Source organism: Pseudactinotalea sp. HY158 (genome assembly GCF_009660225.1).
Taxonomy (GTDB): domain Bacteria; phylum Actinomycetota; class Actinomycetes; order Actinomycetales; family Beutenbergiaceae; genus HY158.
This window is the reverse complement of record NZ_CP045920.1, coordinates 276,514-293,557: the sequence shown is the minus strand read 5'-3', so window position 1 is coordinate 293,557 and position 17,044 is coordinate 276,514. Positions and strand designations below refer to the sequence as shown.

13 protein-coding genes and 1 tRNA gene are annotated in these 17,044 nt (G+C 67.7%); 4 read left to right on the top strand and 10 right to left on the bottom strand.

Going from position 1 to position 17,044, the window contains the following annotated elements:
- Positions 1-212 precede the first annotated feature (212 nt).
- The 9 genes from GCE65_RS01310 to GCE65_RS01270 all read right to left on the bottom strand — a co-directional run bounded on the left by GCE65_RS01310 (position 213) and on the right by GCE65_RS01270 (position 12,062).
- A complete protein-coding gene (locus tag GCE65_RS01310; RefSeq protein ID WP_153877104.1) occupies positions 213-1,154 on the bottom strand; it encodes an ROK family protein in 942 nt (313 codons plus the stop codon).
- The gene (locus GCE65_RS01305; protein ID WP_194928769.1) at positions 1,151-2,113 is read right to left on the bottom strand and encodes a copper homeostasis protein CutC; all 963 of its coding nucleotides are present in this window, start codon (positions 2,111-2,113) and stop codon (positions 1,151-1,153) included. The genes GCE65_RS01310 and GCE65_RS01305 overlap by 4 nt, the downstream gene beginning before the upstream one ends.
- Positions 2,114-2,422: 309 nt before the next feature.
- Positions 2,423-4,555 carry a peptide-N4-asparagine amidase gene (locus GCE65_RS01300; RefSeq protein WP_153877102.1) on the bottom strand — a complete coding sequence of 711 codons (2,133 nt, stop codon included), beginning with the start codon at positions 4,553-4,555 and terminating at the stop codon, positions 2,423-2,425.
- A 138-nt stretch (positions 4,556-4,693) separates the two neighbouring features.
- Positions 4,694-5,761, bottom strand: a complete 1,068-nt coding sequence (locus GCE65_RS01295; RefSeq protein ID WP_153877101.1) for a hypothetical protein — start codon at positions 5,759-5,761, stop codon at positions 4,694-4,696.
- 76 nt (positions 5,762-5,837) lie between these two features.
- Positions 5,838-6,434: a hypothetical protein gene (locus GCE65_RS01290; protein WP_228760051.1), complete on the bottom strand. Its 597-nt coding sequence runs from the start codon at positions 6,432-6,434 to the stop codon at positions 5,838-5,840.
- A gap of 83 nt (positions 6,435-6,517) precedes the next feature.
- A complete protein-coding gene (locus GCE65_RS01285; RefSeq protein ID WP_153877099.1) occupies positions 6,518-8,764 on the bottom strand; it encodes a peptide-N4-asparagine amidase in 2,247 nt (748 codons plus the stop codon).
- 66 nt (positions 8,765-8,830) lie between these two features.
- Positions 8,831-9,739, bottom strand: coding sequence for a carbohydrate ABC transporter permease (locus tag GCE65_RS01280; RefSeq protein WP_228760050.1), 909 nt, complete (start codon positions 9,737-9,739; stop codon positions 8,831-8,833).
- 3 nt (positions 9,740-9,742) lie between these two features.
- Complete coding sequence (locus GCE65_RS01275) at positions 9,743-10,756, bottom strand: carbohydrate ABC transporter permease (protein WP_153877098.1); 1,014 nt, start codon at positions 10,754-10,756, stop codon at positions 9,743-9,745.
- A gap of 58 nt (positions 10,757-10,814) precedes the next feature.
- On the bottom strand, positions 10,815-12,062 hold the full coding sequence (locus GCE65_RS01270; protein WP_153877097.1) for an extracellular solute-binding protein: 1,248 nt from the start codon (positions 12,060-12,062) through the stop codon (positions 10,815-10,817).
- A 295-nt stretch (positions 12,063-12,357) separates the two neighbouring features.
- Between GCE65_RS01270 and GCE65_RS01265 the strand changes: the two genes are divergently transcribed.
- On the top strand, positions 12,358-13,656 hold the full coding sequence (locus GCE65_RS01265) for an ROK family transcriptional regulator (protein WP_153877096.1): 1,299 nt from the start codon (positions 12,358-12,360) through the stop codon (positions 13,654-13,656).
- On the opposite strand, the gene GCE65_RS01260 is transcribed toward GCE65_RS01265, so the two are convergent.
- Positions 13,622-13,694: transfer RNA gene (locus tag GCE65_RS01260), tRNA-Arg, on the bottom strand. The two genes, GCE65_RS01265 and GCE65_RS01260, sit on opposite strands and share 35 nt — an antisense overlap.
- A gap of 280 nt (positions 13,695-13,974) precedes the next feature.
- On the opposite strand from GCE65_RS01260, the gene GCE65_RS01255 reads away from it, so the two are divergent.
- The 3 genes from GCE65_RS01255 (at position 13,975) to GCE65_RS01245 (ending at position 17,043) form a co-directional block, all read left to right on the top strand.
- Positions 13,975-14,811: a hypothetical protein gene (locus GCE65_RS01255; protein ID WP_153877095.1), complete on the top strand. Its 837-nt coding sequence runs from the start codon at positions 13,975-13,977 to the stop codon at positions 14,809-14,811.
- A gap of 151 nt (positions 14,812-14,962) precedes the next feature.
- A complete protein-coding gene (locus GCE65_RS01250; protein WP_153877094.1) occupies positions 14,963-15,733 on the top strand; it encodes an ABC transporter ATP-binding protein in 771 nt (256 codons plus the stop codon).
- Complete coding sequence (locus tag GCE65_RS01245) at positions 15,730-17,043, top strand: FtsX-like permease family protein (RefSeq protein ID WP_153877093.1); 1,314 nt, start codon at positions 15,730-15,732, stop codon at positions 17,041-17,043. The genes GCE65_RS01250 and GCE65_RS01245 overlap by 4 nt, the downstream gene beginning before the upstream one ends.
- Position 17,044: the final 1 nt, after the last annotated feature.

The window sequence follows — 17,044 nt, the reverse complement described above, 5'->3', positions numbered from 1 at the left end:
CGGCTCCTTCGCCGTCGGACTCAATTCAATGTCGATACATAGGATGGCTCACGCTGATCCGGCACGCAAGGCCTGACTCGGACCTGATCATTTCCGCACATTCATGGGCAACTCCCCCCGAGCGCTGCTCCGAGGGGCGCACAGTCATCGCAGGATCACCATCACTGGTCCGATGTCTGCGCGAGCGTCGACAGGCCAGCTCGTGACTACCGTCACGCTTGCTCTACCGGATCCGGAACGGGGATCCGGCTGCCTGCCTGCGCACACACTCGTTCGGACGCTAGCGCTGCGCCCCAGGCACCCGCGAGCACGCCGAGATCTGCCGCGACGATCGGCGGAAGCTGATGAAACGTTGCCCACCGGCGAGATTTCGCGATGGCGGGATCGAGGATCCATTCACGTGCGTTCGATAGACCACCGCCCACGATGATCGCTGCCGGGTCGATCAAGGTCACGATGCCGAGGAGGCCCCGTGCCAGTGCGGTTGTCGCCTCGTCGAGAAGCCTGCGCGCCACGATGTCGCCTGCGGCGGCAGCGGCGATGACGTCTTTCGCCGTCGCGATCGTCGGGATCTGGCGCTCCTGGGCCCAGCGGGTCGCCAGGGCGCGACCGCCGATACTCACCTCGAGGCAGCCGCGCTGCCCACAGCTGCACAAGCGGCCGTCTCCTGTTGCAACGTGGCCCACCTCCCCAGCGGCACCGTGCGCACCCCGACGCACCTTGCCATCGACGACGTGCGCGCCGGCGATGCCGGTGCCCAGTGCGACCATGAAGACGTCGTCCCATTGCCGGCCCGCCCCGAGAACGGCTTCCGCCGTGGCGGCGGCCTCACCATCGTTCAATGCGAGCCCGGGCGCCCCCAGTGCCTCGGAGAGAACCGCCGCGGGATCCGTCCCGAGCAGCCAGGGCATGTTCGAGCAGACGTCCACGGTTCGCCCATCGGCGTTCAGCAGTCCGGCAATCGTCACGCCCAGCGAACCGATGCCATCGGCCCCGACGAATCGATCTACCAACACGGCGAGTTCCTCCAGTGCGCGGCCACCGGAAGGCGTCTGTACCGTTTCTGTGCGCACGGCCACCCGATCGTGGCGCTCCACGTCCACGAGCAGGAGTTTGGTGAACGTCCCGCCATAGTCGACCCCGAGATGGTTCACGGTCGCCCTCCCCGACGCGCGATGTCGATCAGACGACGAGCCTGCTCACAATCAGTCGTCTCCCAGCGCGCCACACCGGCGCCTGCGGACGAGCCGAGCGTCACGGTCGACGCCCCGGTCACAATCGTCGTGACCGATCCGTGGATGGCGTCGACGCCCGTGGCGAGCACCTTGTGGGCGTTCGCCGCCGTCACTCCCCCTCCCGCCATCACCTGGATCCCGCCCCGAGAGTTCTCGACGAGGAGGGCGAGCCGGTCCAGGGCGTGCTCGGCACGGTCGGCACCGCCGCTGGTGAGGATGCGCGTCACGCCGTGCGAGCGGAGGTCTTCCAGCACGCGCAGCGGCTCGCGGATCGAGTCGAATGCTCGGTGGAAGGTGAGCTCGGCCCGCCCGATGACCTGCCGCACCTCATCGAGGAGGCGCAGGTCAGGTGATCCATTGACGATCCCGCCGGTGACGATGCCCGCGGCGCCCGCCTCGATCGCGCGGCGCGCATCGCGCACGATCACACGCCGCTCCGAGCTGCCATAGGTGAAGTCGCCTGCGCGCGGCCGGATCAGCACATGTACCGGAACCGAGCCGGCCGTGGCCTCCTCGATCAGGCCGAAGGACGGTGAGACGCCTCCGAAGCCGAGGGTCGAGCACAGTTCGATCCGGTCCGGCCGCAGGGCGCCGGCCGTCTCGATGCCATGGACATCCTGAACCGCGAGTTCGACCGCGCTCATCCGACGATCCACCCGGTCGGGTCCTGCTCGGCGTGGAGGCGTCGTCTTTCGTTCGAGGCAGCCTCCTCCTCGCCCGATGAATACCGCGCGCGGCCGTTGCGGCGCCGGCCCGTTCCGACCGGCGCGCATGCCGTCCTGCACGGCTGCACCTCCGTGCCGACCTTGGTGAAGAGCCACGGCGCAAAGTGATCTTGCGCGCCCCTGTTCTTGTGCATTCCTGACCTTTCGAGTCACGTCGTGGCTGCGTGGGATGCGCAGCGCGGCAGGACGAGCACCTGAGTGCCGCCCCAACCGGCCGCGATCCCATGGGATCGGCCCCGCCCACATGATCGAGACGAATCATCTCGAGACTTCAATCGAACAACGACCGACGGCTCGAGCATCGAGCCGAGTCCACCACCGGTGCGAATCCCCTCCTCGATGCCTCCGAGCGCTGCCCGTTGCTCGGAGGATCCATCGCCGGTGGGCTGCGCTAGACCTCCGTGCGGTACCCGCGGGCGGGCGGCATGGGAAGCGCCCGCCCGCGGAAGGCGTACCGGTCGATCAGTCGGGGAACGCCTCGTACGCCACGTTCTTCGTTGCCGTGATCGGCTTGCCGCCGATGCTCCCGGCGAGGGAGACGCCCACCTGGCCCGCGTCCACCGAGGTCGCGCGGGCGTTAAACACGGTCGAGACCGTCCGGCCCGGCTGCACGGCAGAGAAGGTCTTCGATCCGTACGGGGTGGTCAACGTGACATCGACCGGTGCCGCCTCGTTGTTCACCGCGGACACCGACAGGTAGGCATTGTCCGCCAGGGTCCGGAAGGCGGTCGTCACCTCGACATCGAGCGGGTCGTCACACCGCACGTCATCGAATACGCCCACGATCGAGGGCTTCCTCTGGGTGATGTCCGCCGCGAGGGTCCGGTCATAGCACTGGCCCGCGGAGTCGAACGCCACGTACCGCTGCTGCGCGAGGTCGGAGCTCGGAACCGTGGTGTACAGATCGGAGATCTGCACCCAATAGCCCGGGTCGCCGTTGCGTTCCGCCTCGGCGGCGTAGGCCCAGCCGAACGTGTTCAGCCCGTCCGCACGGTGCACTCCGCTCTGATCGATGTACTTCAGGTTGACCGTCGTGGACGACGTGTCCTCGCCATTGGTCACGGTCGTCCTGGCCACGTACTCGGTCAGCTGATTGATGGCCGTGCTCGTCGAATTGGTCACGTTCGTATCGAGCTCGATCTTCTGGTCCAGCGTCGTGACGACCTTCCCGTGGGAGGTGTTCACGTAGCCGCTGATCACGTAGTCGTGTGTCGACACGGCCCGACGCGGCGACGTCGTGTTCACCACCAGATTCGGCACGGGCGTAAGCGTGTTCACCGTGACCTCGCCACTGGTCGTCTCCGACCCATGATCGCGATACATCACGAGATTGCCCGTCAGATACCAGAACGACCCACCGGTCAACACGTAGCCGCGATCACATCCGGGGTCCCCGAACCGGTCCGCGACCTTGGCGAAGACGCACGTGCGTGTGGTGGGGCTGTTGGGCAGGTTGTGCCCGTTCACCGAGACGGTGTGCGGCTGGCCATCAGAGAGCACCCCCGCGAACGGGCTCAGGTCCACCCGGTAGGAGATGAAGTTGAACGCCGACACCGCCGGAACCGGGGCCCAGTTGCGGTTCTGATAGCCCCCGCCGTTGGAATAGGTGTACTTGTACGGATACGCCGGAACAACACCCGCCGGCCGGCCGTCGACCTTCACCTCGAACTCACGCACCCCCATACCGCCGTCAGCACTGTTCCTGGAGGTGTTGTAGAACTCGTCCCCGCGCTGACCCTCACGCTGCACATCGAGATACACGCGCTCGAGATTGCGGGGAAGGTTGTCGAACGTGTAACTGAGCGACTGGTCGTCATTCCAGACCACCTCGCCCTCATCGGTCTCGGGGTCGAGCGAGAGCACCTCGTCCGCCACGACCGGCGCGGCCTCACCCTCGGCCACCGGGTAGAACACCAGCTTCGCATCCATATACAGTCCGGCATCCTTGATGCTGTCGGGCGGGGTGTAATACGAGGTGATATAGGCATCGTTGTCGAGGTGGACCTTGCCGTCCTGCGGCTCGGTGAACAGTGCGGAGTACTCCGTCAGGTCGTTCTCCTCATGCCACTGCGGAGTCACCTTCGGCTCCGATCCCTCATAGACGGGGTAGGGGTAGTTCTGCTCGTACCTACCGGGCCCCATCGTCGTGCCGTAGTAGATCGTGACTCCGCCGAGGAACAGTTGGGCGGTCTTGTCGTAGAGCGCGGCTTCGGGATCGACCCGGAAGTCGGATTCCAGCACCACCTTCGACCACGGCCCCGCACACTCCGCGGACGGCGTGTAGTCGTAATCCTGCGGCGGCGCGCCGTCTTTCGGAACGAACTTGCGGTTGGTGAACAACTGCACCGTGCACGGGGTCGTGTCGGGCCGGTCCACCTTGGGCTCCGCCGTGACGGGCTGGCGCGAGCCCACCGCGGGCTGTTCCCCGTAGGTCCATTGCGGCTTGATCGACGCCGCCCCATCGATCACCGGCGCCGAGCCGTCATCGGTCGGCGACGGCGGCTGGGCGATCGCCTGCGTGAGCGAGGCCGACGCCAGGCCACCGACCATCAGCGTCACGGCCAGAGCCCGCCACGTCTTGTTCCTCGTCTTCATGAATCTCCTCCTTGAAATGACATGAATCTCATCCTCTCGACCCGGCCGGGGTCCATCCCCGGCCCGGAACTCTCGTCGTGCTCACCGCCCCCTCGACCACGGGCGGGCCCGGTTCACGTGTCACTGCCGCGTACCGGATCACGGCCGGTCCCCGGCCGGCGCGTAGGCGTTGAGCGCCTCCCGGGCACCGGCGTCCCTTGCCTCGGCCAGCATCGCCGCGACCTTCTTGCCGGATGCCCTCCTCCTCCACACGAGTGCGATGACGAGGAGCGCCGCGCCGCCGGCGGCGAGCAGCTGCGGCCAGGGGATGGCCACGATCACGATCTGGCGAACGGCATCCGCCGGTGCATCGACGCCGCCCTCCGGCACATCGGCGCCGGCACGCACGGTGAGCGTCACGAGCCCGATCGGCCACACGTTCGCGATCGTTGCATGGACGGTCCGCGATCCACCTGGGAGCAGCTCGACCTCGCCGTCACCCGGGACCACCTCGGGCGGGCCGTTGAAGACTCCAGTGGATTCCTGCTGCGGCGACGTGACCAGGCGGGTGTTTCCGCTGTTCGACACGTCATAGGAGAGGTCGATGGATCCGGGGCTGAGGAAGTTCCAGGACATCCGATAGTTCGCCACCACGTCGCCGATCTCGACGGCGGGTGCGAGCTCCCCTGTGACGCGGGTCATGACCCGGAAGCCGACCCGGCTCTCCACCCCCATGCTCGCTCCGTCCTGCGCCCTCCCGGTCGAGACGACGGACGCGGCGACCCCGGCGGGGTGGTCTCCGGGTGTCGCGTTCGCGGGGATGCGAACGGTGAAGGGGACGACGACGGAACCGCCGGCATCGACGCTCACCACGTCCTCGGCGATCGCGATCCATGCGCCTGCGTCGGTCGACTCCTGGTGCGAGGGGAGCATGGTGAAGTGGCCGGATTCGGTGAGGTACCCGTCCGCGGCCGTCAGCCGGAAGTCGACCGGGTCGTCGCCGAGGTTGGTGACGATGAGGTGGTCGTCGACCACCGCGCCGGGATCGAGGTCGAGCTCGACCCAGGTGCGCCCGTCCGCCACGTTCCCGTCGCTGGGTCGCACAGTCCAGGTGACGGAGTTCGCCGGGTCGGCGGACGCGAGTGCGGGGCCGGGCGCTGTGCCGAGAAGCGCGAGGACCGCGGCCGTGATCGTCACGGCCGAGCTCACTGTGGGATGCCGTCTCATGAAGATCCTCGATGCTGTCGATGTGCGGTGGCGGGTGGCGTGCCGAGGGTCACGCCACCCGCCACCGGTGCGGATTTCAGTCGAAGAGCGACAGCGTGAGCAGCGCCTTGTAGTCACCCGGGGTCACGGTCGCGTCGACCTTGAGCGTGAGATCCGCCGAGGCGCTCCAGCTCCCCTGGCGAGCCTCGGTGGCCGCCTGTGCGTCCCACGCGGCGTAGAGCAGATCGAACCCGTTGTCGAGACCGGGTCCGGCGTCCAGCGTTCCCTCGACGTCGCCACCCGCTTCGACCGTGCCGTCACCGGGATCATCGGTGAGCTTCGGAGACCAGCCGAGGTGGTCGGCACCGATGATCTTCGTCGCATCATCCGTCTTGGTGAAGTCGGTGACGATGCCGGTGACGGCCCACTGTTCTCCGTTCGCGCGCGTGTCCGTGACGGTGACTTCGGGCAGTTCGCCGATGAACTGTCGTTCGAGGGCGGTCGAACCCGACTCGGTGAGCGTCGTCGCGTTCGAGGCGACCGTCAGCGCGAGCACACCCGGATCCCACGTGGCGGGGACCGAGACGTTGACGTCGACGCCTTGGCCGTCGACCTCGTCGTCGGCGAGAGCCACGCCGGCCCCGGCGGAGGCGAGCATCAGCGCGCCGACGGCGATCGCGCCGCCGCGTAGCATTCTTCTCGTATTCATTTCTTGCCTTTCTCAGGGGGTGCGGGCCGGGGGACGACCCGCTTGGTTGTGGACGATGGATCGGTCGATCAGTCGGGGAACGCCTCGAACGCCACGTTCTTCGTTGCCGTGATCGGCTTGCCGCCGATGGTCCCGGCGAGGGAGACGCTCACCTGGCCCGCGTCCACCGAGGTCGCACGGGCGTTGAACACGGCCGAGACCGTCCGGCCCGGCTGCACGGCCGAGAAGGTCTTCGATCCGTACGGGGTGGTCAGCGTGACATCGACCGGTGCGGCCTCGTTGTTCACCGCGGACACCGACAGGTAGGCATTGCCCGCCAGGGTCCGGAAGGCGGTCGTCACCTCCACATCGAGCGGGTTGTCACACATCGCACCGTCGGACACGCCGGTGATGGAAGCCTGCTTGGCGGGAGCGGGCGTCCGCCTGTTCGAGACGTCGGCCTCGAGGGTCCGGTCGTAGCATCGGCCCGCGGAGTCGAACGCCACGTACCGCTGCTGCGCGAGGTCGGAGCTCGGAACCGTGGTGTACAGATCGGAGATCTGCACCCAATAGCCCGGGTCGCCGTTGCGTTCCGCCTCGGCGGCGTAGGTCCAACCGAACGTGTTCAGCCCGTCCGCACGGTGCACTCCGCTCTGATCGATGTACTTCAGGTTGACCGTCGTGGACGACGTGTCCTCGCCATTGGTCACGGTCGTCCTGGCCACGTACTCGGTCAGCTGATTGATGGCCGTGCTCGTCGAATTGGTCACGTTCGTATCGAGCTCGATCTTCTGGTCCAGCGTCGTGACGACCTTCCCGTGGGAGGTGTTCACGTAGCCGCTGATCACGTAGTCGTGTGTCGACACGGCCCGACGCGGCGACGTCGTGTTCACCACCAGATTCGGCACGGGCGTAAGCGTGTTCACCGTGACCTCGCCACTGGTCGTCTCCGACCCATGATCGCGATACATCACGAGATTGCCCGTCAGATACCAGAACGACCCAGCCGTCAACACGTAGCCGGGGCCCGGCAGCGGTGTGCAGAGGCCGGCGGCGGCCGTGGCGCACGAGCCGAAGACCGGTGTGCGGTTGGTGGGGCTGTTGGGCAGGTTGTGCCCGTTCACCGAGACGGTGTGCGGCTCGCCATCGGAGAGCACCCCCGCGAACGGGCTCAGGTCCACCCGGTAGGAGATGAAGTTGAACGCCGACACCGCCGGAACCGGGGCCCAGTTGCGGTTCTGATAGCCCCCGCCGTTGGAATAGGTGTACTTGTACGGATACGCCGGAACAACACCCGCCGGCCGGCCGTCGACCTTCACCTCGAACTCACGCACCCCCATACCGCCGTCAGCACTGTTCCTGGAGGTGTTGTAGAACTCGTCCCCGCGCTGACCCTCACGCTGCACATCGAGATACACGCGCTCGAGATTGCGGGGAAGGTTGTCGAACGTGTAACTGAGCGACTGGTCGTCATTCCAGACCACCTCGCCCTCATCGGTCTCGGGGTCGAGCGAGAGCACCTCGTCCGCCACGACCGGCGCGGCCTCACCCTCGGCCACCGGGTAGAACACCAGCTTCGCATCCATATACACGGCGTTGTCGACCGTGGCGGGCGTGAAATAGCTGCCCTGCCACGCATCGTTGTCGACATGGACCTTGCCGTCCTGCGGCTCGGTGAACAACGCGGAATACTCCGTCAGGTCGTTCTCCTCATGCCACTGCGGAATCACCTTCTCGTTCGGACCGGTATACGTCGGGTAGTCCTCTTGATAGTTGCCGGGGCCCGCTGTCGTGCCGTAGTAGATCGTGACTCCGCCGAGGAACAGTTGGGCGGTCTTGTCGTAGAGCGCGGCGTCGGGATCGACCCGGAAGTCGGATTCCAGCACCACCTTCGACCACGGCCCCGCACACTCCGCGGACGGCGTGTAGTCGTAGTCCTGCGGCGGCGCGCCGTCCTTCGGAACGAACTTGCGGTTGGTGAACAACTGCACCGTGCACGGGGTCGTGTCGGGCCGGTCCACCTTGGGCTCCGCCGTGACGGGCTGGCGGGAGCCGACCTCGGGCTGTTCCCCGTAGGTCCACTGCGGCTTGATCGACGCCGCCCCATCGATCACGGGCACCGAGCCGTCATCGGACGGCGGCTGCGCGATCGCCTGCGTGAGCGAGGCCGACGCCAGGCCACCGACCATCAGCGTCACGGCCAGCGCCCGCCGCGTCTTGTTCTTTGTTTTCATGAATCTCTTCCTTGAAATGGCATGAATCTTCCTCTCGACCCGGCCGGGGCCCATCCCCGGTCCCGATCCGAAACCAACGACGTTCTTTCGTTGAGCCGGCACTCCTTCCTCGGACGCGACACCTGGGCGCGCATCCGGAATCGACGTGCGGTCCGTGGCGGCACCGCGCTACTTGATGCTGCCGGCGGTGAGCCCGCCGACGAGACGTTTCTCGATGATCATGAACAGGATGGCGACGGGGATGATGGCGACGACGGAGACTCCGAATACGTACTGCCATGAGGTCTCGTACTGGCCCACGAACTTCGTCAGGGCGACGGAGAGGGGCTGGTTTCCGGCGGTGGTGAGTACGATGAGGGAGGCGGCGAACTCGTTCCAGCTCGCGACGAAGACGAACACGATCGCGGTGACGATGCCCGGCCAGACGAGGGGCAGTTGAATGCGGAACAGGACGGTGAGGCGTCCGGCGCCGTCGATCTGGGCGGCTTCGTCGATCTCCTTCGGCACGCCGGCGAAGAAGGAGTGCATGATCCACACCGCGAACGACAGGTTGAAGGCCGCATTGACGAAGATCATCGCCACCCAGGTGTCGATGAGGCCGAGGGTGACGAACTGGCGGAACAGGCCCGAGCTGAGCACGGCGGGCTGGACCATCTGCGTCACGATCACGAGGAACAGGAACACCATGCGCCCGGGGAACCGGAATCGTGCCGTGTAGTACGCCGCGGGAAGGGCGACGCCGAGCACGAGCAGCGTTGCGAAGACCGAGATGACGATGGTCGAGATCAGGTTCTGCGGCAGCGGCGTCTCCGGGGTGGACCACATGGTGATGTAGTTCTCCCAGTGCCACTCCAACGGGAAGTAGGTGGGATCGACGGAACGGATCTGCGACTTCGTCTTGACCGAGCCGAAGAACATGATCGTGTACGGGAGGATGAACACGCCGAGCACGATCAGGCCGGCGGACATCCGCAGCATGATGCGCCAGATCGAGACCTGGTCCTCGGTGTATCGGCGTCGCCGACCGGCTGGGGCGGGGGCGTGGATCGTATCGAACTCAGGCGTGGTGACAGCCATGACTCACACCTCCTTCATGGGCTTGACGACCCGCAGGTAGATGGCGACGATCACGATCACGACGAGGAAGGCGACGACGGACAGCGCGCTCGCGACGTCGACCTTGTGTTGGTTCTGGATGTATTTGTAGATCATCGTCATGATCGTGTCGGCGTCGTATCCGGGGATCGACCCGGTCATCACCTTCAGGATCGGCAGCGAGTTGAACACATTGATGATGTTGATGAGCACGGCCACGGCGAGTGCGCTGCGCAGGTGCGGGAGCACCACGCTGACGTACGTGCGGGTAGGTCCGGCGCCGTCCATCTTCGCGGCCTCCACCACGTCGCCGGGCACCGTCGCGAGGCCCGCGAGGATCGTGTAGGTCGTGAACGGCAGCGACACGAACACGGCGACGACGATCGACCAGGCGAACGCGGTCGTGGGGTTGCGGGTCCAGCCGTAACCCTCCGGTGTGTCAATGAATCCGATGTCGACGAGGAACTTGTTGATGATTCCGAAATACGGCTCGAGGCCGTAGTACACGACCATGGTCGTCATGATCACGGAGGCCGCCCACGGCAGGATCACCGCGAGTCGCACGATCCGTCGACCCGGGAAGGCCTTGCTGAGGATCTGCGCGAGCCCGAGCGAGATGATCACCGTCGCCCCGACGACCACGACGACCCAGACGATCGTGCGCACGAAGATGGGCCAGAAGTACGGGAAGGAGAACACCTCGACGTAGTTGTCGAAGCCCGCCGATCCCTTGTCCAGGCCCGAGATCGAGATGTCCCGGGTCGAGTTGTAGAACATGATGACGGCCGGGAACAGCACGACGCCGAAGATGAGGATCAGGGCGGGTCCGATCCACGGCAGGGATGACAGGAGCTCGCCGCCCCGGGGCTTGCGGGCGCGGGCGCGGTCGGCCTTGCCCCCATCGGTGCGGGGGTGACCGTCGGGCTCGGCCCCTCCCCCGCGGGGGCGACCGGCGGCCGCCCCCGCGGGGGACGATGACGTATCGGTCGACGTGCTCATGGTGCGGTGGTCACCGATCCCTTCGGTCGAACGATTCGCAACAGATGTCGCAGACGGATCAGCCGGCATCGACCTGGGCTTGGATCTCGGTCAGCACGTCCTGCGCCGGCTGGGTCTGGATCCGGCCGAAGAGTGCCTTGAACGCGGCGTCCGCCGCCGACCACTTCGCATTCGTGGACGGGTAGAACTGCGCGTCGGGCAGCACCTCGAGGAACGGCTGCAGGGCCTCCTCACCGGACAGCGCGTCGGCACCGGACTTCGTGACGGGCAGGAATCCCTCGGCCTGGACCCAGGGCACGTAGACGTCGGCGGAGTAGAAGTAGTCGAAGAACTTCGTGATCGCGTCCTTCTTGGCCTCGTCGTTCTGGAACGCCATCAACTGGTCGGCGATGCCGAGCGTCAGGGCGCCGCCGTCCTGAGTCGGGATCGGAACGATCGAATAGTCCAGGTCGGGGTTATTCTCCGCGATCTGACCAACCGTCGGGGGAAGACCCACCTGCATCCCGATCTTGCCCTGGATGAAGATGTCCATGAGCGGCGAGCGGTTGGTCGATCCCGGATCGGCCTGGGTCGCCCCGGCATCGATCATCTTCCGGATCTGCTCGGCTCCCGGCAGGTTCGCCGGGTCGTCGATCGCAATCGCGGACTCGTCGCCAAACGTGCCGCCGCCACCCCACAGCCACACCGCCGCTTCCGCCTGCGCCTCCTCCGAGCCCAGCGGCATGCCATAGCCCGCGATCCCGTTGCCCAGCGCGGAGACCTTCACGGCGGCGTTGAGCAACTCCTCCCAGGTCGTCGGTGCGGCACTCACCCCCGCCTGCTCGAGCAGATCGTTGTTCACGAACAGTGCACGGGCCGACGCGATGAACGGCAGTGCATAGGTGACCCCCTCCAACTGCTCGTTCACGATGAACGACTCCTGGAAGTCCGCGAACGTGTCCGGCGACACGACATCCTCCACGTCGTAGAGCAGCCCGTCGACCGCGAATCCCGCGAACGGCCCACCGTTATAGATGTCAGGCGCTTCCCCGCCCTGCACCTTGGTGGCGATGACGCTCTCCAGGTTGTCCCAGGACTGCACCTCCAGATTCACCTTGATATCCGGGTTCGCGTCCTCGAACCCGTCGATCACGCCCTCCCACAGACCCTGAGTGGCATCCGAATAGGATGGTACGAGCATGTCGAGGGTGACCTTGTCACCCCCCTCGTCTGCCGTCGCGCCGCCCCCGAATCCGCATCCCGCGAGCGTGAGCGCCGCGCCGGTCGCGAGCGCGAGCACGGCGCCGAGGTGTTGTGACTTCTTCATCGATGTCTCCTCTTGAGCATGGTGTGATCACACGCGCCGCGACAGCCGCGCCGGTGCGGTGGGTGACGGAGTCTCTCCGCCGGTGTGCATGACGTTGACGCGCGATGTGGGGTAGTGAGCCACCTTTCCCCGCATTGTCGTCAGGTTGCTGCTGTAAGCGTACTATCGCTCTCGTTCAGAGTGCAAGTCTGCATCTAGTTACTCCAATATTGAACGAACTGGCGTACAGTAGTGTCGGACTTGTACTCAGCGTCGAGGACATCGGCGTGTACGTGGAGGAAGGGATCCCCAGGCCATGAAGGGTTCGACCAACCTGTTTCGGCATCAGGCCTCGGCCGGCGCCATGCTCGATCTCATCCGCAGCGGGCAGGCGCGCTCACGCGCCGAGATCGCACGCGTCAGTGGGCTGTCGCCCACGACGGTGGCACAACGAGTGCAGCTGCTCATCGATGCGGGCTACGTGCGCGAGGCGGGCATGGGCGTCTCGCATGCCGGTCGCCGTCCACGGGCACTCGAGGTCGACCCGACGGCCGGCGTCGTGTGTGCCGTGGATCTCGGCTCGCAGCACGCGACCTTCGGGCTCGTCGACCTCTCGGGCCGACTCATTGCCACGCGGAGTGAGCGCATCGATATCGCCGAGGGTGTCGAGCCGATCCTCACGTGGATGGTCGGCATCGCCGACGGCCTCGTTGCGGAGCACGCCGAGCCGGGCCAGCGTCTGCGCGGATACGGCATCGGCGTACCTGGACCGGTCGACTCCCGCACCGGGAGAATGGTCTCCCCCTCGCGCATGCCGGGATGGAACGGCGTCGACGTCGGCGCCGCGGTGTCCGATCTCACCGGCCTCCCCGCCGTGATCGACAACGACGCGAACCTCATGGCGCTCGGCGAACACAGGCTCGATCGACATGTGGCCGACCTCGTGTTCGTGAAGGTCGGCTCGAGCATCGGCTGCGGGGTCATCGCGTCGGGCTCGCTGCACCGCGGCCACCACGGCATGGCGGGCGACGTCAGCCACGTCACCGTCCCCGACGCACCGCCCGTGCTGTGCTCGTGCGGCCGCACCGGATGCCTCGACTCCGTCGCGGGCGGCCGGGCAATCGTCGTCGCGCTCCGCGACGCCGAAGTGCAGGTGGAGAACGTCGACGACGTCCTCGCGCTCGCGAGGGACGCACATCCCCTCGCGACCCGGATGCTCCGCGAGGCCGGCACTCGAGTCGGGCGGGTTCTCGCGACGATCATGAACTTCTTCAACCCGCAGCGTCTCGTCCTCGGCGGGACCCTCGGCGAGGCCGAGGCGTTCGTCGCGGGCGTGCGTTCGGCGATCTACCTGGAGTGCCTCCCGATGATCACCGACGAGCTCGACATCGTGGTGAGTCAGGCGAAGGAGCACGCCGGCATCTTCGGCGCCGGGGCGGTCGTGCTCGATCGTGTCCTCGACCTGCAGGACCTCGAGCCGGCGCATGACCGCGCACCGCATCGCCGGTGCGCGCCGCCGAAAAACGCGAACGGCCCCACCCCGGAGGGTGGAGCCGTAGTTTCCGCTGTCTCAAGCGAAGCGCGCCCGGAGGGACTCGAACCCCCAACCTTCTGATCCGTAGTCAGATGCTCTATCCATTGAGCTACGGGCGCCGGTCGAACCGCGTTTGAGCCTACCCGGTTCGACGGCCCGACACCAAACTGCCCGGCACCGCTTCACCATGGCGCTCGTCACACCCGCCACGAGTGCGCATCGGGTCGGCCCCCGGCGGGCGCCGGAACCGTGCCGGAACGCCCGGAGACGCAGCGTGCTCCCCCGGCCAGACCGTAGTGGCCCGATCCGGCAGGGCGGCACTTCCCGAACGGGTCACATTCGCGACTCGGAGAGGATTCCCAGCCGACTCCGGGCTACCGCTCAGCTAGGCTCCGGGCCATGAGCCCACGAACCGACGACCGCAAGCGGCGCCTTTTGGCCCTCCTCGCCCTCCCCCTCATGTTCCTTCTCGCGAGCTGCATCACGATGGACGCCGAGTTCACGGTGCACTCCGACCAGACCGTCGATATGACCATGACGGTCCAGGACAAGACGGGTATGGCCACGGCCGAGGACATGGACTGCTCCGAGTTCTCGCCGGACGTGGACACCGGCGTCGACATCGCGGTCGAGCAGACCGAGGTCGCCGGCAAGTTCGGCTGCGAGATCAGCGCCTCGGGCGTGCCCTTCAGCGACCTCGAGACGGACGGCCAGTACGCCTTCACGGTCGAGGGCGACCAGGTGACCTTCCGCATGGACGGCGACCCGTCGCTCACAGATATGGGCGACATGGGTGACATGGGGGATCTCGGAGGCATGGGCGACCTCGGGGACCTCGGCGGCCTCCTCGGCGGGATGGAGCCCGAACTGTCCATGACGGTGAACTTCCCCGGTGCGATCGTCGACTCCGGCGGCAGCGTGGAGATCTCCGGCAACTCCGCCACGTTCTCGGGCATGGAGGCCTTCACCTCCGGCGGGTTCGTGACCGCGGAGCTGAGCGGGAGCTCGCTGCCCGGCTGGCTGCTCTGGGTCCTCATCGGCGTGGCGGTCGTGATCGTCATCGCGATCATCGCGCTCATCTTCGGGCTCCGCAAGGGTCGCTCCGACAAGCAGCCCCCCGCGCCGCAGTACCCGGGCGGCCCGGTACCCGCGCAGCAGTTCCAGCCGCAGCAATTCCAGCAGCCGCAGTTCCCGCAGCAGGGCCCACCCCAGCAGCAGGGCCCCTACCAGCCCTGATCGGGCGCGGCTGCGACTCATACGTCGTCTGCAGGCGGCGGGCTACGACCCGGGCATGACGAGCGGCCCCGACCACGGGCGGGGATCCGCGCGCGGCGGTCCCACCGCCGGTCCGATGCGCGCGGGTGCCCCCGGGCCGGATCGTGGAGGCATGACCTCTTCCCCCGACCTCCAGGCCCACGGCCTCACGAAGGTCTATCCGGGCTCGACCGAAGCCACCGGCAGTACGGCGCTCGACGGCGTCTCCCTCGCGATCGCGCCGCGAGAGTCGGTCGCGATCATGGGCCCGTCCGGGTCCGGCAAGACCACCCTTCTGCACTGCCTCGCCGGCATCCTGGTGCCCACGAGCGGCGAGGTGCGCTGGCGGGGCCGGGACCTGGCCACGCTGACGGACGGCGCCCGGTCGGCTCTGCGTCGAAGCGACTTCGGGTTCGTGTTCCAGTCGGGTCAGCTCCTGCCGGAGCTGCCGGCAGACGAGAACGCCGCGTTGCCGCTCATGCTCGGCGGTGTGCCGCGCGCCCAGGCCACCGGCGCCGCCCGCCGCTGGCTCGCCTATCTCGGCCTGGCCGGCATGGAGGGCCGCCGCCCCGGGGAGCTCTCGGGCGGGCAGGCCCAGCGGGTCGCGATCGCGCGCGCCCTCGTCGGCTCCCCCGGCGTCGTCTTCGCCGACGAACCCACCGGCGCGCTCGATCAGCACACCGGCGCCGAGGTGCTGGCGATCCTCGCCCGGGCGAGCGCCGCTACGGGGGCGAGCCTCGTCGTCGTCACGCATGATCCCGCGGTGGCGCGCACGTGCGAACGCACGGTGCACATGCGCGACGGCCGGATCGTCGGCGAGCATCGGCGCCGTCCGGGCGATGACCTGGGCGATGACCCGGCCGGCAGCACGATCGGCGCCCGGGTCGAGGGCGTGACGTCGTGACCACGCTGCGGTTGTGGCGGCTGCTCCGGCGCCGCTCGGCGGGCGGGTCGGATCCCCAGCGTCTTCCCGGCATCCTGGCGGTCGTGGCGTTCGCGGTGGCGACGGCGATCTCCCTCGTCGTGCTCGGTGGCTGGAGTGCGTTCGCGATGCGCGCCGAGGGGAACGAGGCCGACCTCGGCTTCTACGTGACGCTCGCGGCGACGGCGAGCGGGCTGCTGCTCATCCCGCTGGCCACCCTCGGCGGCGCGGCCGCGCGGCTGACGGTCGCCCGCCGCGACGAGCGACTGGCGGCCCTGCGCCTGGCCGGGGCGACCACCCGCCAGGTCACCGGGCTCACGCTGCTCGAATCGGCCGCGCAGGCCCTCAGCGGCGGACTCGCCGGGGTCGCGGGCTATTTCGCGCTCATCCCGATCGTGCAGCTGGTGGTGTTCCAGCAGGATCCGTTCGCCTACGGCGAGCTCGTGGTGCCGCCGTGGATGCTTCCCGCGGTGGTCGGTGCGGTCGTCCTCATCGCGACCGGCTCGGCCGCGATGAGCCTGCGCAAGGTCGCGATCACGCCACTCGGGGTGGCGGCGCGGGTGAGCCCGCGCGGGCTGCACTGGACGAGGATCGTTCCGATCGCGCTCGCCGCACTCGCGTTCTCGTTCGTGTTCAGGTCCCCGGTCGCGATCGGGATCGCGGTCCTCGTGGCGTTCGTGCTCGCGGGGTTGGCGGCGCTCAACCTCGTCGGCCCGTTCGTGGTCTGGCTCATCGGGAGGGCCTGGGCCGCCCGGGCCCGCGGGGCCGCGTCGCTCATCGCCGCCCGGCGGCTGGTCGACTCCCCCAAGAGCGCCTGGCGCAGCGTCGGCGGGGTCGGCCTGGCCACGTTCATCGCCGGCCTGTGCGCCGCGCTGGCGATGTTCACCGGCACCGCCGAGGTGGATCCGCAGGTCCGCGACATGGCGACCGGCGGCTTCCTCACCCTGGCGATCGCCGCGATCGTGGCGGCGGTCTCCACCGGGGTGATGCAGGCCGGCCGGATCATCGATCAGCGCGGCGAGTACCGGGCGCTGGCGATGGCCGGGATGGAGACCGCGGTGATGAACCGTGCCCGCATGCGGGAGATCGAGGTCCCGCTCGTGGCCGCGGTCGGGGTGGCCACCCTCGCCTCGGCCCTGTTCCTCGTGCCCGCCCTGACCACGGGCGTGCTCACGTCGATTCCCGTGCTCGTCCAGTTCGCATCGAGCGTCCTCGGCGCCATGGCCCTCGTGCTGCTCGGGGCGGCCGCCGCGGGCCGGGTACTGCGCACGGTCGTCGGGCAGGCGGGCTGAC